The organism is Roseovarius carneus (assembly GCF_020141465.1).
GTDB lineage: Bacteria > Pseudomonadota > Alphaproteobacteria > Rhodobacterales > Rhodobacteraceae > Roseovarius > Roseovarius carneus.
Window position 1 is genome coordinate 1,552,144 of the sequence record NZ_JAHSPD010000001.1, and the last position, 24,489, is coordinate 1,576,632.

20 protein-coding genes, 1 tRNA gene and 1 pseudogene are annotated in these 24,489 nt (G+C 61.4%); 10 read left to right on the forward strand and 12 right to left on the reverse strand.

What is annotated here, in order from left to right:
* Window positions 1-39: 39 nt before the first annotated feature.
* Window positions 40-1,578 (reverse strand): trimethylamine methyltransferase family protein, encoded by a 1,539-nt coding sequence (locus tag KUD11_RS07805; protein WP_109385206.1) that lies wholly within the window; start codon window positions 1,576-1,578, stop codon window positions 40-42.
* Between the two features lie 227 nt (window positions 1,579-1,805).
* The gene (locus KUD11_RS07810; RefSeq protein WP_109385205.1) at window positions 1,806-2,984 is read right to left on the reverse strand and encodes a pyridoxal phosphate-dependent aminotransferase; all 1,179 of its coding nucleotides are present in this window, start codon (window positions 2,982-2,984) and stop codon (window positions 1,806-1,808) included.
* A gap of 240 nt (window positions 2,985-3,224) precedes the next feature.
* Between KUD11_RS07810 and cysS the strand changes: the two genes are divergently transcribed.
* The 6 genes from cysS to KUD11_RS07840 all read left to right on the forward strand — a co-directional run bounded on the left by cysS (window position 3,225) and on the right by KUD11_RS07840 (window position 10,808).
* Window positions 3,225-4,670, forward strand: a complete 1,446-nt coding sequence (gene cysS, locus KUD11_RS07815) for a cysteine--tRNA ligase (protein ID WP_109385204.1) — start codon at window positions 3,225-3,227, stop codon at window positions 4,668-4,670.
* Between the two features lie 157 nt (window positions 4,671-4,827).
* Window positions 4,828-6,438 carry a citramalate synthase gene (cimA, locus tag KUD11_RS07820; protein ID WP_109388068.1) on the forward strand — a complete coding sequence of 537 codons (1,611 nt, stop codon included), beginning with the start codon at window positions 4,828-4,830 and terminating at the stop codon, window positions 6,436-6,438.
* Window positions 6,404-7,201, forward strand: coding sequence for a squalene/phytoene synthase family protein (locus tag KUD11_RS07825; RefSeq protein ID WP_109385203.1), 798 nt, complete (start codon window positions 6,404-6,406; stop codon window positions 7,199-7,201). The genes cimA and KUD11_RS07825 overlap by 35 nt, the downstream gene beginning before the upstream one ends.
* 196 nt (window positions 7,202-7,397) lie before the next feature.
* A complete protein-coding gene (gene cobA / locus KUD11_RS07830; RefSeq protein WP_109385202.1) occupies window positions 7,398-8,264 on the forward strand; it encodes a uroporphyrinogen-III C-methyltransferase in 867 nt (288 codons plus the stop codon).
* Window positions 8,261-9,547, forward strand: coding sequence for a cobyrinate a,c-diamide synthase (locus tag KUD11_RS07835; protein WP_109385201.1), 1,287 nt, complete (start codon window positions 8,261-8,263; stop codon window positions 9,545-9,547). The genes cobA and KUD11_RS07835 overlap by 4 nt, the downstream gene beginning before the upstream one ends.
* 40 nt (window positions 9,548-9,587) lie before the next feature.
* Complete coding sequence (locus tag KUD11_RS07840; protein WP_109385200.1) at window positions 9,588-10,808, forward strand: MFS transporter; 1,221 nt, start codon at window positions 9,588-9,590, stop codon at window positions 10,806-10,808.
* Here KUD11_RS07840 and KUD11_RS07845 read toward each other — a convergent pair.
* Genes KUD11_RS07845 through KUD11_RS07860 form a run of 4 tightly spaced genes read right to left on the reverse strand, consistent with a single transcriptional unit; the run spans window position 10,805 to window position 13,870 of the window.
* Window positions 10,805-11,473 carry an alpha/beta hydrolase gene (locus KUD11_RS07845; RefSeq protein WP_109385199.1) on the reverse strand — a complete coding sequence of 223 codons (669 nt, stop codon included), beginning with the start codon at window positions 11,471-11,473 and terminating at the stop codon, window positions 10,805-10,807. The two genes, KUD11_RS07840 and KUD11_RS07845, sit on opposite strands and share 4 nt — an antisense overlap.
* The gene (locus KUD11_RS07850; protein ID WP_181375281.1) at window positions 11,470-12,114 is read right to left on the reverse strand and encodes a DNA-3-methyladenine glycosylase family protein; all 645 of its coding nucleotides are present in this window, start codon (window positions 12,112-12,114) and stop codon (window positions 11,470-11,472) included. Before KUD11_RS07850 ends, KUD11_RS07845 begins: the two co-directional genes overlap by 4 nt.
* Window positions 12,096-12,827: a cobalt-precorrin-6A reductase gene (locus KUD11_RS07855; RefSeq protein WP_109385198.1), complete on the reverse strand. Its 732-nt coding sequence runs from the start codon at window positions 12,825-12,827 to the stop codon at window positions 12,096-12,098. The genes KUD11_RS07850 and KUD11_RS07855 overlap by 19 nt, the downstream gene beginning before the upstream one ends.
* Entirely contained in the window at window positions 12,824-13,870 is a 1,047-nt protein-coding gene (locus KUD11_RS07860) for a cobalt-precorrin-5B (C(1))-methyltransferase (protein ID WP_109388064.1), read from the reverse strand. Before KUD11_RS07860 ends, KUD11_RS07855 begins: the two co-directional genes overlap by 4 nt.
* Before the next feature lie 141 nt (window positions 13,871-14,011).
* On the opposite strand from KUD11_RS07860, the gene KUD11_RS07865 reads away from it, so the two are divergent.
* The gene (locus tag KUD11_RS07865; RefSeq protein WP_109385197.1) at window positions 14,012-14,278 is read left to right on the forward strand and encodes a TFIIB-type zinc ribbon-containing protein; all 267 of its coding nucleotides are present in this window, start codon (window positions 14,012-14,014) and stop codon (window positions 14,276-14,278) included.
* A gap of 59 nt (window positions 14,279-14,337) precedes the next feature.
* Here the strand turns inward: KUD11_RS07865 and KUD11_RS07870 are convergent, their stop codons facing one another.
* Both KUD11_RS07870 and uvrB read right to left on the reverse strand, forming a co-directional pair.
* A complete protein-coding gene (locus KUD11_RS07870) occupies window positions 14,338-14,769 on the reverse strand; it encodes a hypothetical protein (protein WP_109385196.1) in 432 nt (143 codons plus the stop codon).
* Window positions 14,770-16,968: an excinuclease ABC subunit UvrB gene (gene uvrB / locus KUD11_RS07875; RefSeq protein ID WP_109385195.1), complete on the reverse strand. Its 2,199-nt coding sequence runs from the start codon at window positions 16,966-16,968 to the stop codon at window positions 14,770-14,772. It abuts the gene before it with no gap.
* Between the two features lie 139 nt (window positions 16,969-17,107).
* Between uvrB and KUD11_RS07880 the strand changes: the two genes are divergently transcribed.
* Both KUD11_RS07880 and KUD11_RS07885 read left to right on the forward strand, forming a co-directional pair.
* Entirely contained in the window at window positions 17,108-17,983 is an 876-nt protein-coding gene (locus KUD11_RS07880) for a hypothetical protein (RefSeq protein WP_109385193.1), read from the forward strand.
* Between the two features lie 45 nt (window positions 17,984-18,028).
* Window positions 18,029-18,104 (forward strand) — tRNA-Thr (locus tag KUD11_RS07885).
* Between the two features lie 86 nt (window positions 18,105-18,190).
* On the opposite strand, the gene KUD11_RS07890 is transcribed toward KUD11_RS07885, so the two are convergent.
* The 3 genes from KUD11_RS07890 to KUD11_RS15180 form a co-directional block, all read right to left on the reverse strand.
* Entirely contained in the window at window positions 18,191-18,370 is a 180-nt protein-coding gene (locus KUD11_RS07890; RefSeq protein ID WP_109385192.1) for a hypothetical protein, read from the reverse strand.
* Between the two features lie 56 nt (window positions 18,371-18,426).
* Entirely contained in the window at window positions 18,427-20,736 is a 2,310-nt protein-coding gene (locus KUD11_RS07895) for a Hint domain-containing protein (RefSeq protein WP_109385191.1), read from the reverse strand.
* A gap of 692 nt (window positions 20,737-21,428) precedes the next feature.
* On the reverse strand, window positions 21,429-21,563 hold the full coding sequence (locus KUD11_RS15180) for a hypothetical protein (protein WP_258305385.1): 135 nt from the start codon (window positions 21,561-21,563) through the stop codon (window positions 21,429-21,431).
* A 306-nt stretch (window positions 21,564-21,869) separates the two neighbouring features.
* On the opposite strand from KUD11_RS15180, the gene KUD11_RS07900 reads away from it, so the two are divergent.
* Window positions 21,870-23,837: an oxidoreductase gene (locus tag KUD11_RS07900; RefSeq protein ID WP_109385190.1), complete on the forward strand. Its 1,968-nt coding sequence runs from the start codon at window positions 21,870-21,872 to the stop codon at window positions 23,835-23,837.
* A gap of 198 nt (window positions 23,838-24,035) precedes the next feature.
* On the opposite strand, the pseudogene KUD11_RS07905 reads toward KUD11_RS07900, so the two are convergent.
* Window positions 24,036-24,301: pseudogene (locus KUD11_RS07905) on the reverse strand (TAXI family TRAP transporter solute-binding subunit); the annotation flags it as partial.
* Between the last annotated feature and the right edge of the window lie 188 nt (window positions 24,302-24,489).

The window sequence follows — 24,489 nt, forward strand, 5'->3', positions numbered from 1 at the left end:
AATGGATGCGTGCCAACCTATGACTTGGAATGGCGCGTATCAGACCGGCAGGTGGATCTTGAACGCGGCCCGGATCGCGGCATCTATGGCGGGATCAAACCGCGCGGCTGAGCGCTCGGACAGGATCTCCTCTTTGCGCGCGGTCGTGTCCTTCAAAAGGTCTGGCTTGCCCGATTCCTCCCATTGCTTGGGGCTCATCCGGTTGCCGATCTTGGGATATTGATAATCGCTCACCATCCGGGCCAGCGTCTGGGACGTGCCCAGATAATGTCCCGGACCCCCGATGCAGACCTCGCGGATTTGCTCCAGCGCCAGCGTTTCCTCATTCACCTCGATCCCCCGCACGCAGCGTTGCGCGTGTCCGATCAGATCATCCCCGAGGATCAGTGATTCAAGGCAAAATCCGAGGAGCGACGCATGCATCCCGGCGGCCTCATACACCATGTTAAGCCCCGACAGCCCCGCCATCACGTTGGAGCACATCTGCTCCCACCCGGCCTGCATATCGGGTAGCTTGGCATCCGTGATCCCGCCTACTGCCCCGCCGGGCAGATCGTAGAATCGGTGCATCTGTGCGCAGCCCGAACTGAGCAGCGCCTGCTCGCCTGACCCGCCGGTCATCGCGCCCGTGCGCAGGTCCAGCCCAAAAGGCCAAGTGCCAAACACCGCTGGATGGCCGGGTTTCACCGCGTTGACGTAAACGAGGCCCGCAAGGCACTCGGCGGTGGCTTGCACGATAGCGCCCGCCACGGTCGAGGGGGCTGTGGCCCCGGCCATGCCCGCGCTTAGCAGCAAGACAGGCATACCGCCTTCGATGCAGGCTTCCATCACCTCGCACGACTCGGTCGCGAATTTCATCGGCGGCACAACAAAGCAATTGGAGTTGCTCATGAAAGGCCGCTCGCGCCATTTGTCCTCGCCGCCCGCGATCAGGTGCAGCATTTCCAGCGCGCCTTTGACATAGCTGGGATCGGTGAAGGAGGTGCCCACGTGCTTGGTGGTCCCGCCGCAGCAGGCGTAGATGGTGTTCAAATCCATCTCGTAATTATCATAGATGTCCCGGCAGACCATGGGCCGCTGCACAAAGTGGATATTGTCGAGCACATCGCAGATCCGGGCGGCATCATGCAGGTCCTGCACCGTGCATTCGCGGTAATTGCGCCCGTCCACATCGACCATATGTACGGCGGCACCGGCGGTGCCGTAATGCACTTTGGTGCCTTTGAGATGCATGTCATGGCGCGGATCGCGGCCCATGAGGGTCACATCACGGTTGGCGCGCGCAATCGTGTCTTCCACCAGCGCGCGGGGAAAGCGGATACGGCCATCATGGCCTTGAATGGCACCCGCACCCGTGAGGTAAGCCACGCCGCTCGGCGGCGCATCGGCAAGCCCGATTTGCTCCAGCGCGTCGAGGGCCGTGTTGTGAATCTGTTCGATCTGCGCCTGTGTGAGAACATTCAGCACACCACCTTCCATACCCGGGCGTATGGAACGCATGGCCTCGGATGGAGGGGCGGCACGGGTTGCGCGGCGGGCGGCACGGCCGCCGGAGCGGCGAGGGGATTGGTCATTCATGATAGCGTTCCGGGGTTTGGAAAAAGGGAAAAACGGTCGTGTCTCAAGCCCCCGGCCTGCCCCGTGCAGCGCGTCCACGCTCGGCCCCGATCGTTCTGATCACAAGGGCGATCTTGCAGCATGGCGACATGGCCATCCCCTCACATATGGTAAACCCATGTGAAAATGCTGCGCAGCATCCGTCTATTCTGATTGCGACCTAGTGTCGTTTTCAGGCCGTGATCTGCCTATTTTGCCTGCTCTGCCGCCAAAGACAGCAATTTTGCCAACGCCTCTTCCAGTTTTGCGTCGTCCACGGTCAGTGCGAGGCGGATATGTCCTGCCGCCGCCGCGCCAAAGCTTTCGCCGGGCATGACGGCCACATGATGCGTGTCCAAGAGGAGATTGCCGAATGCCTCGCCGCTCATCCCCGTCGCGCGGATATCGAGCATGACATACATCGCCCCATCCGCCGGAATGGCACGCACCACGTTTTGTGCGGCGATTTGCTTGAGCACCAGATCACGGCGGCGGCGGAAGGGGGCTGCGATCGTTTCTTCAAAAGCGGCCCCTTGGTTGAGCGCAAAAAGCGCGCCCTCCTGAATGAAGCCGCAGACCCCGTAGGTGGTGTTCATGGTCAGATCGCCAATGCTGGCTGTCACGTCCTCGGGCCCGATGAGCCAACCGATGCGCGAGCCGGTCATAGCGTGGCTCTTGGACATGGAGCCCACGACCAGCGTGCGCTCGGCCATGCCGGGCAGGGCGCGGGGGCTTTTATGTGCACCGGTCCAGACTTGCGTGTCATAAACCTCGTCCGAGATCAGCCACAGATCGTTGTCCTGACACACTTCGGCAATCCCTTGCAGCGTGTCATCTGAATAGATCACACCGGTTGGGTTGTTGGGCGAGTTGACCAGAAGCGATTTCGCCCCTGTGTCTTTCGCGGCGGCGTCGATTGACGCGGCGTCGGGCTGAAACTGCGCGTCGGCTGAGGCCGCGATTGGGTGAGCCTTTGCGCCGACGCTGCGAATGGTGCCGGGGTAGGTGGCGTAATAGGGATCAATGAAGAGGCCTGTGTCACCTTCGCCGAGGGCCGCGTAATGCGCGGCGTAAAGCGACGATTGCCCGCCCGGTACGATCAGCACATTGTCTGGTGTGGTGCGCGTGCCCGTGGCCGCCTCGACCCGCGCCGCTACGGTCTCGCGAAGGGCACGCATGCCGCTAAATTCCGTGTATCCGGTATTGCCAGCCAGCCCTGCGCGGTGCATCGCGTCAAGAATGCTGGGATCGGTGCGGATGTCATGCTCGCCAATGGTCAGTTCCGTCACCGGGGTGCCGTCGCGTATCATCTCGCGGGCGCGCACGAAAAGGTCCCAGCCATCCGAGCCGCCGCCGTTGATCTGTGTCAGGCGTGATGAAAGTTGCATGGGCGTGCCTCCGTCTTGTGATCTTGCGAGACAGGCCAGCGCGGGGCGGGTAAGTCAACCTGCATTTTGCCCCCTTGACCGGGCCGGGGCTGGGCGCTTAGGGTGCCCGCATGAACAAGACCCTTTGCATTACCACCTGCATTACACCCTGAGATATCTCGGGCGGGTCTGTCTTTCTATTCCATCACTGGTGAAGAGTTGCTAAGCCCGCCCGGAGCACCCGTGTGAGGACATCGCGCCATGACCAACGCCCCGACCAAGATCAAGCTACACAACACCAAGACCCGCAAGAAGGAGGTTTTTACCCCTTTGGATGCGGACAATGTGCGCATGTATGTCTGTGGCCCGACGGTCTATGACCGCGCGCATCTGGGAAATGCGCGGCCTGTTGTGGTGTTCGACGTGCTCTACCGTTTGCTGCGGCATGTGTATGGGCCGGAGCACGTGACTTATGTGCGCAATTTCACGGATGTGGATGACAAGATCAACGCACGTGCCGCCGAAAGCGGGCGGGCGATTGGCGAGATCACCGAGGAGACGATCAACTGGTTTCTGGGCGATATGGGCGCGCTTGGGGCCTTGGAGCCAAACGCGATGCCGCGTGCGACCGCGTTCATCCCCCAGATGGTTGAGATGATCGAGGGGCTTATTGCAGCGGGCCATGCCTATGCGGCGGAAGGGCATGTTCTCTTTCGTGTGCGGTCTTACGAGGCCTACGGCGCTTTGTCGGGGCGGTCTGTCGATGACATGATCGCGGGCGCACGGGTCGAGGTGGCGCCCTATAAAGAGGACGCGATGGATTTCGTCCTCTGGAAGCCCTCGGGGCTGGACCTGCCCGGATGGGACAGCCCGTGGGGGCGCGGGCGGCCCGGCTGGCATATCGAATGCTCGGCCATGGCGCATGAATTGCTGGGCGAGAGTTTTGACATTCACGGTGGCGGGAATGATCTGATGTTCCCGCATCACGAGAACGAGATCGCACAGTCCTGCTGTGCGCATCCCGAAGGGGGCTTCGCGCAGGTCTGGATGCACAATGAGATGCTACAGGTCGAGGGCAAGAAGATGTCCAAGTCTTTGGGGAATTTCTTCACAGTGCGTGATTTGCTGGACCAAGGTGTGCCGGGCGAGGTGATCCGGTTTGTGTTTTTGTCGACGCATTATAGGAAGCCGATGGATTGGACGGCGGATAAGGCCGACGTAGCAAGAAACCATCTTAAACGAATGTGGTCACTGGTAGGGCCTACCGAAACTCAAAATGCCTCAGAGCATCTACCACAAGAGTTTGTTGATGCGCTAGCTAATGACTTGGATACTCACACTGCGCTACAATTGTTAATAAAATGGACAAAAGAAGGTAGAGCAGATGACGTAACCGCCGCTGCACACCTTCTAGGGTTTTTGTGTGTTTCCGAAGCCTATGATGCTTTGTTCGACGAGGATTGGCTCGCGGAAGAAACTGTAGAAGCGATTGAAGAGGCCATTTTTCAATGGCACCTAGCCCGACAGCAACGCGACTTCAGCAGGGCTGACAAGATGCGGGGTCAACTGCTGGCCTTGGGGATTAGACCCGTTTCCCAAGAAGACGAAAACAGCAATTGGGTGTTTTCCAACCCAGATTTCATGTCGGACAACGATAATGCTCGGATCATTGATGGGATTGAAAAAATGCGTGGTGAAGCTGGATGACCGCCCATTACCAACAAAAGGCCAGCCCCCGGCCGCGGGTGGGGGGGAAGCCCCCGCCCGGGGGGCTGGTCGGGGGCTGGCCGTGCCAAGGGTGGCACGGCTCGGGTTTTGTATCTGCGCACGTTAGACTAAACTGCCATCAGTGGGGGTGCATGCAATGACCCGCACCCGTCTCACCCTCTATGACACCACGCTGCGCGATGGGCAGCAGACGCAAGGCGTGCAGTTCTCCACCGAGGAAAAACAGGCCATTGCGCTGAGCCTTGACCGCTTGGGCATCGACTATATCGAGGGCGGCTGGCCCGGGGCGAATCCCACCGACTCTGCGTTTTTCGACGCGGCCCCGGCGACCAAAGCGCGGATGACCGCCTTTGGCATGACCAAGCGCACGGGGCGCAGTGCGGGCAATGACGATGTGCTGGCCGCTGTGCTCAACGCAGGCACACCCGCCGTGTGCCTTGTGGGCAAAGCGCATGAGTTCCATGTGACGACAGCGCTGGGCATCACGCTGGACGAAAACGTCGAGAATATCCGCGCCTCCATCGCGCATATCGCAGCACAAGGCCGCGAAGCCTTGTTCGACGCCGAGCATTTCTTTGATGGCTACAAGTCCAACCCGGCATACGCGCTGGAATGCCTGCGTGCCGCCCATGACGCAGGCGCGCGGTGGGTCGTGCTCTGCGATACCAATGGCGGCACATTGCCCCGCGAAATCGGCCATATCACGGCTGAGGTGATCGCCGCGGGCATCCCCGGCAGCCATGTAGGCATCCATACGCACAACGATACCGAAACCGCCGTGGCCAGCACTCTGGCCGCCGTTGAGGCGGGCGCGCGCCAGATCCAAGGGACGCTGAACGGGCTAGGCGAGCGCTGCGGGAATGCGAACCTTACGGCGCTGATCCCCACGCTGCTGCTCAAAGAGCCCTATGCCAGCCAGTTCGAGATCGGCGTGAGCCGGGAGGCGCTGGAGGGTTTGACACAGGCCAGCAGGCAACTTGATGATATCCTCAACCGCGTGCCGATGCGGCAGGCGGCCTATGTGGGGGCTTCGGCCTTTGCGCACAAGGCGGGGCTGCACGCCAGCGCGATCCTCAAGGACCCCACCACTTATGAGCATATCGCGCCCGAAACCGTGGGCAATGCGCGCATCATCCCGATGTCCAATCAGGCCGGCCAATCCAACCTGCGCCGCCGCCTCGCCGATGCGGGGCTGGAGGTGGACCCGAAGGACCCGGCGCTGGCCCTGATCCTCGATGAGATCAAGGCGCGCGAGGCCAAGGGCTATACCTATGACAGCGCGCAGGCCTCGTTTGAGCTTCTGGCGCGCCGCGCGCTGGGCCGGATGCCCGTGTTTTTCGAAGTGAAGCGCTACAAGGTCACGGTCGAGCGGCGCAAGAACAAGCGCGATGAGGTGGTGAGCCTCTCGGAGGCGGTTGTGGTGGTGAAGGTGGACGGCGAGAAGAAGCTTTCGGTTTCCGAGTCGATGGACGCCAAGGGCCATGATCGTGGGCCGGTCAACGCGTTGGCCAAGGCGCTGGGCAAGGATCTCGGGCGCTATACGGAGGCTCTGAAGGACATGCGGCTGGTGGATTTCAAGGTGCGTATCACCCAAGGTGGGACCGAGGCCGTAACCCGCGTGATCATCGATAGCGAGGATGGCACGGGCCGTCGGTGGTCCACTGTGGGGGTCAGCGCGAATATCGTCGATGCGTCCTTTGAGGCGCTTCTCGATGCGATCAACTGGAAGCTCTTGCGCAGTGAATGACGATCTGCGCGCCTGCGCTGACATCGTGCGCCGGGGCGATCCTGAGCGTTTTGCCGCTGCGATGGCCGCTCCCGTTGCGGCGCGTGCGGTGCTTTTCCCGGTCTATGCGTTCAACGTGGAGGTGGCGCGCGCACCGTGGCTCACCGCAGAGCCGATGATCGCGGAAATGCGCCTGCAATGGTGGCGCGAGGCGCTTGAGGAAATCGGCGTGGGCGGGCCTGTGCGCCGCCATGAGGTGACCACGCCCTTAGCCGGGGTTCTGGACGCTGAAGGGGTGGCGCTTCTTGATGCGCTGATCGCGGCGCGGCGGTGGGATATCTACAAAGACCCGTTCGAGGACGCCGCGCATTTCGAGCAGTATCTGACCCGCACATCTGGGCATCTGATGTTGGCGGCTGCGCGGGCCCTTGGGGGTGTAGATGAGGCTGCTGTTCTGGATGTGGGCTATGCCTCGGGCCTTGCGAATTACCTGCGCGCGATCCCGGCGCTTGAGGCGGCGGGGCGGGTGCCATTGCTCGATGGACGTCCCCAGGGGCTGCGTGATCTGGCGCAAAACGGGCTTGCGCGGCTTGGCAAAGGACGCGCCGCGCGCAAATCGGTGCCGAAACCTGCCGCCCCTGCGCTTTACGCAGCGTGGCTTGCCGGTCCTGTGTTGCGCCGAGCCGCCGCACATCCGGCGCTGGTGGGGCAGGGCGCGCTTGATCCCGCGCCCGCCGCCGCACGGTTGCGGCTGATGGGGGTCGCGATGACCGGGCGCTGGTAAAGCGTTTTTCGGAACGAAATTAAGGATACCCATGCGGATCTGGGGGCTGCGGGGGAATTTCGTCTCGCAGATGCGGCTTTTTAGAACACAGTCTTGCATCCACACGTCGCCTCAAGCGAATAAAATGTCGCATCACACCCCTCACAAGGCCCGTTCGCACCTTTTCTGAGCGCTCAAGACGGGGCATATAGGGCTTATGATAGACTCAATGCCCCTCCCCCCTGCGCCATCGGCGATCGGTAGCTGGCCCGTTCTTGAGCGGGGCTGGGTGTGGCTGTGCGGCGCAGGGCCGGGTGATCCGGGGCTTTTGACGCTGCACGCGCTTAACGCACTCCGGCAGGCGGATGTGGTGATCTATGACGCGCTGGTGCAGCAGGATATCCTGGGCTGGGCACCACAGGCCGAGCATATCTACGCGGGAAAACGCGGCGGCAAACCCTCGGCAGTGCAGCGGGACATATCCTTGCGCCTTGTGGATCTGAGCCGCGCGGGCAAACGTGTGCTGCGCCTCAAGGGCGGCGATCCGTTTGTGTTCGGGCGCGGCGGCGAAGAGGCGCAGACGCTGGTGCAACACGGCGTGCCGGTGCGCATTATTCCCGGCATCAGCGCCGGGATCGGCGGGCTGGCCTATGCGGGCATCCCGGTGACGCACCGCGATGTGAACCAGTCGGTCACGTTTGTGACGGGCCATGATCAGTCCGGTAATACGCCCTCCTCGCTCAACTGGAAGGCGCTGTCGGAGGGCAGTCAGGTGCTGGTGATCTATATGGGTATGAAACACGCGGCCCGGATCAGCGCCGCGCTGATCGAGGCGGGCCGCCCGGCGGATGAGCCTTGCGCGGTTGTCTGTGCGGCCACCACACCGGATCAGACGGTGCTGGAGACGACGCTTGGCCACATGGCCGCCGATATCGAGGCGAGCGGGCTGGAGCCGCCTGCAATCCTGTGTATCGGGCGCTCGGTCTTGATGCGGCAGGTGCTGGATTGGCAGGGGATGATGTCCGGGGACGCGCCGCGCGATCTGGACCCTCTGGGCCGGGGGCGTCCTGCCGAGGCCTCGTGAGGGGGCTGATCATCGCGGCGCCGTCGTCCGGCGCGGGCAAAACCACGGTGACATTGGCGCTTTTGCGGTTACTGTCGCAGCGGGGTGTGGCGGTGCGCGGCGCGAAATCCGGGCCTGATTATATTGATCCAAGGTTCCACGAGGCGGCGTGCGGTGCGCCGTGCCCCAATCTTGATGCGTGGGCGATGGGGCTTGCACGGTTGCGCAGCTTGGCTGTGGGGGCCTTTGCGGGCGAGGGGATGTTGATCATCGAAGGGGCGATGGGTCTTTTTGATGGGGCCCCGCCGGAGGGGCGCGGCGCTGTCGCCGATCTGGCGCGGCTTATGGACCTTCCGGTTGTTCTGGTCGTGGATGCGGGGCGGATGGCGGGATCGGTCGCGCCTTTGGTGGCGGGGTTTGCCGGGTTTGACGGGGCCGTGCACGTGGCGGGTGTCATCCTCAACAACGTAGGCTCGGACCGCCATGAGGTGATGCTGCGCCGGGCGCTTGCACCTTTGGGCCTGCCGGTTCTGGCGGCTCTGCGGCGGGATGCGGCGCTGGCACAGCCCTCTCGGCATTTGGGGCTCAGACAGGCGGGCGAGCATCCGGCGCTTGAGGCGTTTCTGGATCATGCGGCGGCGTCTTTGGGCGAGAGCCTTGATGTGGACGCCCTTCTGGCGCTGGCCGCCCCCTTGCCTGCGCCGTGCAAAGCGCCCCGGATGCGCCCCCCGGCGCAGCGGATTGCCGTGGCGCGCGACGTGGCCTTTGCCTTTGCCTATCCGCATATGCTGGATGATTGGCGCGCGCAGGGGGCGGAGGTAGCGCCTTTTTCGCCCTTGGCGGATGGGCCAGTCCCAGATGCGGATTTCGTATACTTGCCTGGCGGTTACCCTGAGCTTTACGCCAGCGAATTGGCCCGCAATACCCGGTTTTTGAGCAGCCTGCGCGACACAAAGGCCGAGATATATGGCGAGTGTGGTGGTTACATGGTGCTTGGCACCGGCCTTACCGATGCGGATGGCCAGAGGCATGAGATGGCGGGACTTTTGAGCCTTGAGACCTCCTTTGCAGAGCGCAAACTGCATCTTGGCTATCGTCAGCTTACCCCACTTGGCGGGCCACTCGGAGGGCCATTCACCGGGCCGATGATGGGGCACGAGTTTCACTATGCCACCACGCTGGAGGCCAAGGGCGCGGCCCTTTGGCAGGCGCGCGATGCGGAAGGCACGGCCCTGCCTGATATGGGCCTGCGCGCGGGCCGCATCTCAGGGTCGTTCGCGCATGTGATCGACACCGCCTCTTAGGGGCTTGCCCGACTGGGCCAAGAGGCGTAGCACAACCCCCATGACCGATACCGCGATGATCCCCGACGACACCCAGGCCCGCCGCAATGTGGTGGTTCTGGTGCTGGCGCAGGCTATACTTGGGGCGCAAATGCCGATGATTTTTGTCGTCGGTGGCTTGGCCGGGCAGACGCTGGCCAGCAATGTGTGTTTTGCGACGCTGCCGATCACGATGATCATCGTGGGCTCCATGATGGCGGCCACGCCCATGTCGGCCTTCATGCAGAAATATGGCCGCAAGGCGGGGTTTTTCGTGGGCGCGTTGTGCGGGGCTTTGGGGGGCGCGATCGGGGCTTACGGCCTCATGGTGGCGTCCTTTCCGATCTTCCTCATAGGCAGCTTCGTGACCGGCATCTATATGAGCGCGCATGGGTTTTACCGCTTTGCCGCCGCCGACACGGCCAGCGATAGCTACCGACCCAAAGCGATTTCCTATGTCATGGCGGGCGGGCTTTTAAGCGCCATCATCGGACCCCAGTTGGTCAAGGTGACCTCTCAGGTGATGGTCGTGCCCTTCATGGGGACGTATATCGCCGTGATTGGCCTGAACCTCATCGGCTCGCTCGTGTTTTTCTTTCTCAGCATCCCAAAACCGCCCAAGCCCGAGGCGGACGATCCGCGCGGCCGTAGCCGGATGGAGCTTCTCAAGACCCCGCGCATCGCGGTTGCCGTTATCTGTGCGATGGTCTCCTACGCGCTCATGAACCTCGTGATGACCTCCACACCGCTCGCGGTGGTAGGCTGTGGCTTTACCGAAGGCAACGCGGCGGATGTGGTGTCGCTGCATGTGCTTGCAATGTATGTGCCATCGTTTTTCACCGGGCATCTGATTGCGCGGTTCGGGGTGGAGAAGATCATGGGCGCGGGCCTTGTGATCCTTGCCGCAGCAGGAGCTGTGGCCCTTCAGGGGGTGGAGCTTGAGAATTTCTTTATCGCGCTGATCTTACTGGGGCTTGGTTGGAATTTCGGCTTTATTGGCGCGACGTCCATGCTGGCGGCCAGCCACGCACCGCATGAGCGGGGCCGTATGCAGGGCCTGAACGATCTTCTGGTGTTTGGCGGCGTGACCATGGCTTCGCTTGCTTCGGGGGGGTTGATGAACTGCTCAGGCGGCAGCGCGGAGGCCGGGTGGAGTGCCGTCAACATTGCGATGGCGCCCTTCCTCGGGCTGGCGGGTGCCGCGCTGATCTGGCTCTTGATGCGGCCCAGAGAGACCGCTTAACCCAGACCCAGCTTGTCGGCCATAAACGCCAGCGCCACCTGAAGCCCGTCGGGTGCTATGCCGTGAGCGGTGCCCTTCATCACGTGGGCATAGACATCCTTCCATCCCGCCTCTTGCAGCGCCTGCGCCGCATCGGGCAGCGATTGGGGCGGGACCACATCATCGACATCACCGTGGATCAGAAGGACCGGCGGGCGCACCACCGCCTCGTCGGCCAAGAGATCGGGCCGCAGGAGCCGCCCCGAAAAGGCCACGATCCCGGCCACCGCATCCTCGCGCCGGGGCGCCACATGCAGGGCAATCATCGTGCCTTGGGAAAAGCCGAAGAGCACCACCTGCTCGGGCATCAGATCCTCATCCACCATCAGCGCATCAAGATAGGCGTTCAGATCATCCGCTGCCGCGAGAAGCCCGCGTTCGGCCTCTTCCTCGCTTGATCCGTCGATCCAAGGGATGGGAAACCACTGAAAGCCGCCCCCGTAGCCGGGGAGGCTTTCGGGAGCATCGGGGGCCACGAAAAGTGTATCGGGCAGGTGCTCGCTGAGCGGATCGGCGAGGCCCAGAAGGTCCGCCCCGTTCGCGCCATACCCATGCAGGAAGACAACGGCGGAGCGCGTCTCGCCTGAGAGAGGTTCTTTGCGGCTCGATTGCAAGACACGTGTCATCGGATACCTTCCCTTTGTTTATGCGCACGGTAGTAGGCCCAAAGCAGGCGCGCGGCAACCGATCTCCATGGGCTCCAAGCGGCGGCGATGATGCGCATTTCGCGCTCTTTCGGGCGGTGGGGCAGGGCGTAGAGTACGCGGGCCGCCTCTTGCAGCGCCAGATCGCCATGGGCGAAGATATCGGCGCGGCCAAGGCTGAACATCGCATAGATCTCGGCGGTCCATGTGCCGATGCCCGGCACGGTGGTGAGGGTCTTGATCACCTCAGAATTGGGGGCGTGGTGCAGGGCTGGATAGTCGATATCGGCGGCGGCGAGCGCATGGGCATAGCGGATCTTCTGGCGGCTGAGACCCAAGGCGCGCAGCTCCTCTTCGCTGGCGTTCGCCACTGGGTTGGGAGCGGTGAGGCCCGCGCCCTCGATCCGTGCCCAGATGGCGTTTGCCGATGCCACGCTGACCTGTTGGCTGACGATGGCGCTGAGGAGTTCCGCGAACCCGTCTGGCTTGCGCCGGAGCGGCAGGGGGCCGGAAACCTCGGCGGCCTCCGCAAGGCTTGGGCAGAGCGCGGTCAGCGCTTTCAGCCCCTCGGCCACATCGGCATCGGTCTCGATAATGCGGCCTGTCACAGCGCGCGCGCCCATCCCAGTGCGGCCTCAACGCTGGTGAGGATCGGGCCCGGTGTGGGCGGTGGGCGGTTGATCATTAGCACCGGGATTTGAAGCGCGCGTGCGGCCTCCAGCTTGGTCGCCGAGAGCGCGCCGCCTGCGTTTTTCACCACCAGCCAGTCGACGCCGAGCCGCTTGAAAAGCGCCACCTCGTCAGCGACGGAAAAGGGCGGGCGACCTATGAGAAACTCACCGCCCGCAAAAGGAAACGGCCCCTCTGGCGGGTCGATCTGACGGCAATAAAGCCGCCGCCCCGTGAGGCCAGAAAAACGCTCCAGCGTCTGCCGCCCGGTGGCAAGAAAAACCGTGGCTCCCTCCGGGATATGCGCCTCGGCCTCCTCCTCCTCCGCATTGATCATGGTCCATATGTCGCCCGGCGAAGGCGTCCATGGGGGGCGGATCACTTGGGCATAGGGCAGGGCGCGGGCGGCGCAGATATCATGCGTGCGGGCGGAGATACGGGCCGCGAACGGGTGCGTGGCGTCCAAGACGGCTGTGATGCTCTCAGCTGCGAGATAGGCCTCAAACCCCGTGCCGCCGCCAAATCCGCCAATGCGGGTGGGTAAGGGGAATTTTTTTGGGCTGCGGGTGGCCCCGGCGAGGGATACGGTGGCGCTGATCCCCTCCGCCGCGAGGCCCGTCGCGATCTGTTGTGCCTCACCCGTACCTGCCAGCAGCAAAAGCGTCATACGCCGGCCTTGGCAAGGATAGTGCCCGCCCTATCAATCACTAACGTATCTGCGGCCACGCTCTCGGGCAGCATCGCGCGCACCGTCTTGAGGGCGCCTTCTGCCGCCCATTCTGCCATCGGGGGGCCGACCATCTCAAGCGCCTGAAGGGCTGTGTTGGCCCCGGTCAGATCGGGACGATCGAAAGTAGCCGCCAGCGCTGCGAAATCCACTTGCGAGCGCCCCGAATGCAGATCCCGCGCGCCTTGGGCAAGCTTGGTCATCTTGCCGATGCCGCCGCCGATCGTAATGCGCGGTACGGGGTGTCTGGCGAGGTATTTGAGCAGACCGCCCGCGAAATCCCCCATGTCCAGCATCGCATGATCGGGCAACCCGTAATGCGCCTGCACCGCACGCTCGCTCGTGGCCCCTGTGCAGCCCGCAACATGGGGCGTATTGTTGGACCGCGCCACGTCGATGCCGCGATGGATCGACGCGATCCACGCAGCGCAGGAAAAGGGCCGCACGATGCCCGTGGTCCCAAGCACCGAAAGCCCGCCCTCAATGCCCAGCCTTGGGTTCCATGTCTTCAGCGCAATCTCCGCCCCGCCGGGGATGGAAATGGTGATCTCGATATCAGGGGACTTGCCGAACTCGGCGGCTGTTTCATGGACAATTTTTGTCATCATCTCGCGCGGCACGGGGTTGATTGCAGGCTCACCTGGCGCGATGGGCAGGCCGGGCATGGTCACACGGCCCACGCCCGCACCCGCGCGAAAGGTGACGCCGCCCGGCGCACGGCGTACCCGCGCGATAATGAGCGCGCCGTGGGTTACATCTGGGTCGTCGCCCGCATCTTTGACTATTCCGGCCTCGGCCCAACCATCGCCCTGATCTCTATGAGTAATATCAAACAAAGGCTGTTCACCACGCGGCAGGGTGATGCCAACGCTCATAGGCCGCGCCGCGCCCCAAAGCATTATCAACGCCGCCCGCGTTGCTGCCGTGGCGCAAGCCCCCGTGGTCCAGCCGCGGCGCAATTCTGTGTCTGGTTTCCGGCTCATGTCAGCGCGACTATAGGCAGGGGGCCGGGCTGCGCCAATCGCCAAAATTCGGCGAAAGTGCGCATCGGTCGCAGGGGGCGGGATTGCATGGCGGCTTCCGCGCACCCACATTGGTGAAAACAAACCAAGGGAGAGCGTTTGATGTTATGTCCGATTGATGGAACCCAGCTTGTAATGGCAGACCGTTCTGGCGTCGAAATTGATTACTGTCCGCAATGCCGTGGTGTATGGCTGGATCGGGGTGAGTTGGACAAGATCATCGAGCGCTCTGTGCCTGCCGCCGCCCCACCGCCCCCGCCCGAGCCGCGCGGATATGATGAGCGCGACCGTGGCTATGATCGTGGCCGTGAGCAGCCTTACCGCAAGAAAAAGCGCGGCGGGTTCCTTGAGGATATCTTCGACTTCTGAGGATGGCGCGCGGGGTATCGGCGGGGGCCGATCCGCCACAGTTGGCGCGCGCTCAAGGCCTAAGACACTGGTATATCGGCCTCGCAGGCGCGGAACGCCGCAAGCGGGGCCTTTACGTTTGACAGGCTGAGGGCGACCGCGACATCGCCCGTGAGCGCCACAACCTGTCCGGCCTCCGCCATCCCGTCCAGCACATTGCCAAACCCGCTATCGGTGACGGTGAGCGTGCGCCCATCATCGCTGAGCGTGTGGCGGTTGGTCCCGATCTGCCGCGCACTGGGCCCATCAAACCGCATGACGAAAAGAGGGCTCTGCGGCCACGGCTCAGGGGCGGTGATGGAGACCGTATAGCGCGGTGTGGTCGGATCATAGGTCAAAGCCATCGCCACGTCGCCGGGAGGCGAAGTCAGCAGGCAAGGCGCGCCGGGCGTGAACTCCCACGCATGGGCGGGGGCGGTGCAAGCCAGCAGGGCTATGATTGCCAGCCGCATCTACCTCCCCCGCCGCTTCACATTCCCGCCCCGTTGCCCTCCACGGCCCGCCGTGCTGCGCCCGCGCCCCTTGCTCGCGGCGTCCACGGCTTCTTCCACCGCCGACTGCCGTGCCAGAGGGTCGTCCGAAATGGCAAGATCGACCGCTTCAAGGCGTTTCACCTCGTCGCGCAGGCGGGCGGCCTCTTCAAACTCAAGGTTCTCCGCCGCCTTGCGCATATCCAGACGCAGCCCGTCGAGATGGGCCGCGAGGTTCCCGCCGTGCAGCGGTGTGTCGATCTTGGCGGTCACGCGGTTCATGTCCACATCGCCCTTGTAGAGGCCCGAGAGGATATCCTCGACGTTTTTCTTGATCGTGGCCGGGGTGATGCCGTGCTCTTCGTTATAGGCGATCTGTTTGGCGCGGCGGCGGTCGGTCTCGCCCAAGGCGCGCTCCATCGAGCCGGTGATGCGGTCGGCATACATGATCACGCGGCCATTCTCGTTGCGCGCGGCGCGGCCGATGGTCTGGATCAGCGAGGTCTCGGAGCGCAGGAAGCCCTCCTTGTCCGCGTCCAAGATCGCCACCAGCCCACATTCGGGGATATCGAGCCCCTCGCGCAGAAGGTTAATGCCGATCAGCACATCAAACGCCCCCAGACGCAGATCGCGCAGGATCTCAATCCTCTCAATCGTGTCGATATCCGAGTGCATGTAGCGCACGCGGATGCCTTGCTCGTGCATGTATTCGGTGAGGTCTTCGGCCATGCGCTTGGTCAGTGTGGTGACCAGCGTGCGCATCCCGTCGGCGGCCACAAGGCGCACTTCATCGAGCAGGTCGTCAACCTGCATCTCTACGGGCCGGATCTCCACTTCCGGGTCCAGCAGTCCGGTGGGGCGGATCACCTGTTCGGTAAACACGCCGCCCGTTTGCTCAATCTCCCATTTGGCAGGGGTGGCGGAGACGAACACCGACTGGGGCCGCATCGCGTCCCATTCCTCAAACTTCAATGGTCGGTTGTCCATGCAGGACGGCAGGCGGAACCCATGCTCGGCCAGCGTCATCTTGCGGCGGAAATCGCCCTTATACATGCCGCCGATCTGGGGCACGGAGACGTGGGATTCGTCGGCGAACACGATGGCATTGTCTGGGATGAATTCAAAGAGGGTGGGGGGAGGCTCACCCGGCGCGCGACCAGTAAGATAACGTGAATAATTTTCGATCCCGTTGCAGACGCCCGTGGCCTCCAGCATCTCCAGATCGAAATTCGTGCGCTGCTCTAGCCGCTGCGCCTCCAGAAGCTTGCCCTCACCAACCAGTTGATCCAGCCGCACGCGTAACTCTTTTTTGATGCCGATAATGGCCTGGTTCATCGTGGGCTTGGGCGTGACGTAATGCGAATTGGCATAGACGCGGATCTGATCGAAGCTGCCGGTTTTCTCGCCTGTCAGAGGGTCAAACTCGGTGATCGCCTCAAGCTCCTCGCCGAAAAAGCTGAGCTTCCACGCGCGGTCCTCAAGGTGGGCGGGGAAAATCTCAAGGCTATCGCCACGCACCCGGAAGGAGCCGCGCTGAAACGCGGCGTCGTTGCGCTTGTATTGCTGCGCCACCAGATCGGCCATGACCTGCCGCTGGTTATACTCCGTGCCCACCTTCAGGTCTTGGGTCATCGCGCCATATGTCTCGACCGAGCCGATGCCATAAATGCACGACACCGACGCCACGATGATCACATCATCCCGCTCCAGAAGGGCGCGGGTGGCGGAGTGGCGCATCCGGTCAATCTGCTCGTTGATCTGGCTTTCTTTCTCAATGAACGTGTCCGAGCGGGCGACATAGGCTTCGGGCTGGTAATAATCGTAATAGCTGACGAAATACTCCACCGCGTTGTTCGGGAAGAAGCTTTTGAACTCCCCGTAAAGCTGTGCGGCCAGCGTCTTGTTTGGGGCGAGGATGATCGCGGGACGCTGGGTTTCGGCGATAACCTTGGCCATCGTGTATGTTTTGCCCGTGCCCGTCGCGCCCAAGAGAACCTGATCGCGCTCGCCCTCATTGATGGCCGCCGCAATCTCGGCAATCGCAGTGGGCTGATCGCCCGCTGGCGAAAATTCGGTGACCATCTCGAACGCGCGCCCACCCTCCAGCTTGAGCCGGGTGCGCACGTCCTCTGCGGGGGCGTGCATCAGGGCTTCTGAGCCGTCAGAATGGGCGTAGGGCATCGCGGAAATCTCCAAAGGCGCAAGTGCTACATTTGTTCTTTTTAAGCGCCGCTTCAACCCGGACAGGCAAAACCAGTTTGATTGATGTGCAAAGCGGAATATAGGATGCGGTGCGATAATCAAAGGGATCCAGGATCAAATGCAGCTTGTTCTTCACGCCGGCGCGCACGTCACTGATGAAGATCGGCTGCTCAAAGCCTTGATTGCCAATCAGGGCATGCTCTCTGAGCGTGGCACGCAGGCGCCGTTCCCCAAGGCGTACCGCCGCCTTCTGCGCGATATCCTGCACGCCGCACGGCAATCCGGAATCACCGCCGACACGCGTGATGTGATCCTCGATGCGCTGGGCTTTGAGACGCCGCCCGACCGGCTGATCCTCAGCAATCCGGGCTTTTTCGGCACGCCCAAGATGGCGGCCTCGGGCGGTGAGTTCTATTCCTCGGCCACGCCGCGCCTTGAGGTGTTTCGCCAGATTTTTGAGCATGACGAGATCGAGCTTTATTTCTCCATCTGCAATCCGGCCACTTTCCTGCCCGCGATCCTGCCGCAAACCAAGTTTGATTCGATGACCGCCTATCTTGGCGGTAGCGATCCGCGCGAGATGCGCTGGTCCGAGATGATCGGGCGCCTCCGTGCGGCCCGGCCCGACATTCCGATCACCGTTTGGTGCAATGAAGATACGCCGATGATCTGGGGTGAAATACTGCGCGAAATGGCCGGGATCGATGCCGCAGTGCCTTTGGAGGGCGAGCATTCGCTCCTGCGCGAGATCATGTCCAGCACAGGCATGGCGCGGTTTGATGCCTATCTCAAAGAGCATCCCGATATGACCGAAATGCAAAAACGCCGCGTGATCGCCGCGTTTCTGGATAAATTCGCCGAGGAAGACGCGATCGAGGAAGAGGTCGACATGCCCGGTTGGGATGAGGCGCTGGTCGATGATCTGAGCGAGATCTACGACGAAGATATCTACACGATCGGCCGCATCCCCGGCATCACGCTAATTACGCCCTAACGGTGCTTGCCTGATCCGAAAAGGCCTGCTAAATGGCCCGTGGATGCCCCTATAGCTCAGCTGGTAGAGCAACTGATTTGTAATCAGTAGGTCCGCGGTTCGAGTCCGTGTGGGGGCACCATTTATAACTTCCAAATCAGTGTGTTGATGGCCACAAAACATGGTGACCACCGTTGTTTTGCTAGGCTCAACAACAATTCTACAACATTAGGCAGCTTTGCCTTCAAGATCGCGTTGTGCGAGTTCAGCATAGCGTCCATCGGCATAACGATAGAAGATGCCATCGTATTGTTCGTGCCACACACCGAGCGGGAAGCCAGTGTCGTAGTGCTTATCTAAGATGCGTTTGGCGTCTTCGATCCCTGACAGAGCTTGCGCGTCAGTCATGGGTGGCTTCTCGCGAAGGTCTTCTAGGATGCGTCAACCTGTTGGCACTGGTTCGATTATGCGGCCAGTAGACCACGCCCCGGAGTTGGCAGGAAAAGCTGCGCTTCGTGGCGTTTGAGGCACGGGCGGGCGGTCTTTCCATAAGCGTTGGGATTGGTGCGCAGCTCGGGAAAAATAGTAAACATTTCCTCGCGCGATTGGTCCGAGATCGCTGAGATTCCGACATCGCCGGCATGAAAGCTCTCGGTGGCAGCACCATCGGCATAGATCACCTCGTGCTGGTCAAGCATCATGTGGATATAGGTCACCGCCGCCCGTTGGTGTGCGACGACATCGCGCCCATCCAGCAGGTGCTTGGCGGCGATCAGAACCTCGTCACAGCCAAACAAAAGTTCGGCCTTGTAGCCGGTGAACAAAACCCGGTGCTGCGGCGACACCAAAAGTGGGCGGGTCGCCCCGTCAAGCACATGCGCGGCGATTGAAATCGGGGCAAACCTGTCGACGCCTGCCACCGTGCGGCTGCCGATCCAGCGGATCGGTTGCGGCCCATGATCGCGCGTGATCACCATGTCGCCGATATGCAGCGTTTCAATCGCGCGCTCGCCCTGCGGGGTCAGAATCCGCGCGCCGGGGGTGAAACAGATGATGTTCTCGATCTCGGAAAAGGTGACCAGCGTGCCGTCACCCATCGCGAAGTTACCCGAAAGGCCGCCCGCCGCATCATCGGTATTGGTGAATGTAATATCGGCCTGCGACACATCGCTGTTGAGCCGGAGCGTATCACCAACGGTCTCGTCGCCTTCGCCGCCCACGATGTTGATGGTCCCGGCACCAGCCTCACCGAGGTCGCCGATGACAAAAAGATCATCACCGTCGCCGCCAAAGGCTGCGTCGCCCTGGGCCACAGACAGCGTGTCATCACCCGTGCCACCAAGCAGCTGATCCGCGCCCGTTCCGCCAATCAGGCTGTCGTTGCCCGCACCACCGGTTAGCGTGTCATTGCCCGCGCCGCCATCAATCGTGTCATCCCCGACTTCGCCAAAGATATTGTCGTTGCCAGCACCGCCCAGAATGCTGTCATCGCCATCTTCAGGGCCGACCGCATTGAAATGGATATCACTGACAAAGACCGCTTGCGTGCCGCTTAGGCCGTTCGAATAGATGATTTCGATCTGCGATACGGGTCCTGCGATTTCGATCAGGAGCGATCCGTTCAGATTGGCTTCCGAGGTGGCAACATCAACGGAAGTAACAGTGTTGCCTGAGACCGTTTGTCCGCCGCTTGGTGTAAAGGTGACCGTCACGGGATCGCCATTGGCATCAAATGCGTTAACGGTCAGACTATCGCGGTGGTTTCCTGCCCCCCAATCCAGATCGTTGATGCGGAAAGAGACGTTTTCAACCGCATCACTATAGACGCTGCCCGCTTTGGCGGCAAAATCGATTGTGGTGGTCGATGATGCGCCGTCGCCATTTGCAAAGAGATAGAGGCTGGACGTGCTGTTGAAGGGTTCGCCCGGGGCGACATATGTGTTCGATCCGGACTCCACCTCAAATATCGGGTTGTTGTTCCCATCATTCGTGAAGCTGACCGAGACTTCCATCTCGCCGGTGATCTGGCGGAAACCCGCTGTGAGGTCATCGCCATCATTGCCGACCGCCTCCCAATTCAGAATCTCGGCGTTGTTTGGAAGGGGGCCGTTGTCGCCGCCATAGATGGTATCGCTTCCATTGCCGCCGTTGATGGTGTCGCTTCCATTGCCGCCAAAGATTGTATCGTTGCCGCCACCCGTGACAATGCTGTCATTGCCATCGCCGCCAGCGACGACATCTGCGCCGTTGCCCACGACATCATCATCCTGATCGGTATAGGCCGTGGTGATCGTGTCGTCGCCCGAGGTGCCATTGACGATATCGTCAGCTTCGACATAATTCATGAAATTGAAGGCCGGATCGCCAATCGCCACATTCGGGTTGCTGTCATAGTCCACAACCTCATAGCTGCGGCCTGCGATAAGGGGGATTTCGGAAAGCGTGTAAAAGCCCGAAGCGGTACCGTTTTCGACCTGAAACTGGACGACTTCAAAAACTTCGCCCGTGACGGTATCGCGGATGGTCCAAGCCAGTTCGGCATCAACATTTGAGCCGGTTGAGGTATTCCCGCCGATGGTAACGGTCGCCGTGGCGGTTTCGCCACCGCTACTGTCATCATCGAGGGTCCAGCCCTGATTGTCGGGTTCATTGTCGGTGATGGTGGCACTACCCGCTGTCGTGGATGAGCCTGTCCACGTAAAGCTTGATCCCACGGCTGTGGAGAACACCGATGACGGATTTGTGGCGTATAAGCCTACAGTATATGTCGGCATTCGTCTTGCTCCTCTCCGCAGATACCGTGATCCGCAGTGCCTTATTATTCTCGGCAGTCTCGCGCCGCCTGATAAGGGTTTTTTGAGAAACCCATCGGATAGTATCCCAAACGAATACTCAGCATTTACGGCATAATTTAAGGTAAATTCAGGTAAGTTTTAGGCAGCTTGGTGGGCATGTGACACAAACTGAAAGCTGGTGGCGTCTGGTTCTTGATATATTCAAATCTCGCCTGTCACGTTGCTGCTGGCGGCCCAATGGCTTCGTGCCCATAAACACGCGCGCCATTCCCGTTTGTGCAATATCCCGAGCTTGCTCAGCAGCTCATGCGAACTGCGCCCTTCCCAGAGTTGTGCCGCATGGCTGAGCGTTAGGTTGAGAAGGTTGGCAGCAAGATATGCACGTGGTCACGGTGGATTGCGCCCTTTATCAGCATGATGCCCCATAAAGAAACCCGGCGCCCGCCGTATGGAAAAGCTGCACAGAGGGCTCGCTAAGCGGTTGTCCACCGACATAATTGACTCCATGCATCAAGCTGCAAATGGGCGACGGGCAAAGAGCCTGATGGTGGCCAGTAAAGACCTATCTGTCGCGCTGTGTATACCCACCCAAGCGATTGCGCAGGGGCCCATCCTGTGAAGAGTGTGTTGGCAACATCGACACAGAATATTGCTATCAAAAAGCCATACACTCAGACGTGCCGGAACTGAAAACCCCCGGCGAAGTCGGCGCCTTCGTCCATCCAGTCCGGATAGAGAAATGTCGCGGCCAGAAAGATCAGTGCTGCATATCCCAGAACGAACAGGAAATCCTCAATCTGTCCCAAGGGTGCTGACGTCAGACAGCCTAATCATCAGCTTATTCAGTGCGGTATAAACTGCGGGGCGTGCGCTGGCTGTCTATCGCCATCCTCATACTTGTCGTATGGGATACACCGCTTCTAGGAATAAAATACTGTGTTACAGTATTTTTTGCGTATCGCGCTCGATAAAAACACCCACTCTGCCTCCTGCCATGTGTATCTTTGCATCCGGTGAGATAGCGATGGAGAAATACGTGTGGTGGGTCGTAAATAGGCACGTGATCCGCTTAAATGACGCCACAGCCGCTACATCATCGGGGACCAGCTCACATGCCAGACACATCACCGCTCTTTCCGACGCTCTTTACCCCCCAAACCATAGGCGGCGTGACGATCGCGAACAGGATCCTGTCGACGGGGCATGATACGTCGATGGCGCATGACGGGCACGTGACGGACGCCATGATCGCGTATCACGAGGCGCGTGCGCGTGGTGGGGCCGGTCTGATTGTGAGCCAGGTTGTCGGCGTGCATGAAACTGCGCGCTATACCTCGCATGTGCTGATGGGGACGGATGATGGATGCCTGCCTGGCTTTACCCGCCTTGCGCAAACAGTTCACGCGCATGGGACCCTCATTTTCGCCCAGCTGTTTCATCCCGGTCGCGAGATCATGGAGGTTGCAGACGGCACAGCGCCGGTTGCCTATTCTGCGTCTGCCACGCCCTCGGACCGGTTTCATGTGATACCGCGCCCTATGTCGCGGACCATGATCAAGGAGGTGGTGGATGGTTATGCTGCCGCCGCCGTCAGAATGCAGCGCGCAGGGATGGACGGGGTCGAGATTGTCGCAAGCCACGGCTATCTGCCGGCGCAGTTCCTCAGCCCGCAGGTGAATATGCGCGAGGATGCGTATGGCGGCAGCGTGGAAAACCGCATGCGTTTTCTGGCGGAGATATTGGAAGCGGTGCGCGCGGCCACCGGTGACGGCTTTGTGATTGGCCTGCGTATTTCGGGTGACGAGCATATCGAGGGCGGTATGGAAGATGCCGATAGCCTTGAGGTGATCCGTGCGCTGGCCCCATTGTTGGATTATGTCAGCGTGATCGCCGGGACCTCGGCAAGTCTTGGCGGCGCCGTTCATATTGTGCCGCCAATGTTTCAAGATACGGCCTATCTCGCCCCCTTCGCCCACGCGGTCAAACGCGCCGTTGATATCCCCGTGATGGTGGCAGGCCGTATAAACCAGCCACAGGAGGCGGAGGGCATCGTCTCGTCAGGTCAGGCCGACATGTGCGGCATGACGCGCGCCTTGATCTGCGATCCGGCCATGCCAAGCAAAGCCAAAGCGAACACACCCGATGATATCCGCGCCTGTATCGGCTGCAATCAGGCCTGCATTGGGCATTTTCACAAAGGCGTTCCTATTTCGTGCATCCAATACCCAGAGTCTGGGCGAGAGCTGCGCTATGGCACGCCACGAGCCGCCACTCCGCCCAAAACCGTGATGGTGATTGGTGGCGGGCCGGGGGGCATGAAAGCGGCGGCGACGGCGGCGGCAATGGGGCACAACGTGTCGCTCCATGAGGCCGCCGCGCAGTTGGGGGGTCAGGCGCGGTTGGCGCAGCTCTTGCCGGGGCGCAGCGAATTTGGCGGCATCATCACCAACCTTGCGCACGAGATGAAACGCGCAGGCGTGACGGTTCACCTCAATAGCCCCATGACGGTCGAGGCAGTCAAGGCGGCTGCGCCAGATGCGGTCTTTGTGGCCACAGGCGGCACGGCGCGCGTGCCGCAAGGTATGGAGTTTGGTGAGCAGGCCCATGTTGTCACCGCGTGGGATGTTCTACTGGCCCATGCCAATGTCGGTGGCTCGGTCACGATTGCGGATTGGCGCGCAGATTGGGTTGGCCTTGGTGTGGCCGAAATGCTGGCCGCTGCGGGGCGGCGTGTGCGCCTATGCGTCAACGGCACCCACGCGGGCGAAATGTTGCAGAGCTATGTGCGTGATACGATGGTCGGCCGCGTGCAAAAGCTTGGGGTTGAGATCATCCCCTATGCGCAGCTCTTTGGCGCGGACGAGACGACCGCGTATTTCATCAACGCCTCCAATGGCGAGCCGATGCTGGTTGAGGAGACGGATACGCTGGTGCTGGCCCAAGGGACAACGAGTGATGACGCCCTTCTGACCGCGCTGGACGGTTATGCGGGGCAGGTCATCGGCATTGGCGATTGCATGGCCCCGCGGACTGCCGAGGAGGCGGTGCTGGACGGGTTGAAAGCGGCTTGGGCGCTTTGAGAAAACCGAACCTTGAGGGCTTTCATGCCAGTTTGGAGGCCGGGATATCATCTGGGGCACAGGGGGCACAGGGGGCGCGGGCAAAAAACGATCAGCCGAAGCCTTGCGCCCAGCCCTGCGCAAGAGCGCGGCGTGTGTCTGCGCCACAACCTCACACCGTTCCATTTCCCTAGGTTTGGGGGCAACTATCGCGCCTTAGGGTGTCTGGTACATTGGGAACATGGCACAGGCGTTGTCCCTTTCAAAGCCGGGTGCGATTGGATTTGTGCCCGCGTAGGATTCGGCAGCAGGTCAGCCCGTGACGTTGCCGCCACCTGTCACGCGCAGCTCCTCCGCGACCAGATTGGCCCAGCCCGCGCCATAGGCGAAGTAAGTGCCATCCTGAGACGCTGTGCCAACGGTGAAGCTTTCGGGTCAACCGGCGCGTCTCCGTACTCCTCTGCGAATGCTGCCGTAGCGGTCAACGCGGTGGTTGCGGGCGCTAAAAAACGGAATTTAGGGGTCAGGACGTGGCGGAATGCGGTCAAAATGGCCAATTGCGCGGGTCACAAGAGGAACATTTCAGCATGGCATGCTGTGCGAGGTCGCCACCCTACTTATGCGTTTGGTGCTGATCCCATGTCTCCCGCGCCTCTCACAAGACGCGACACCG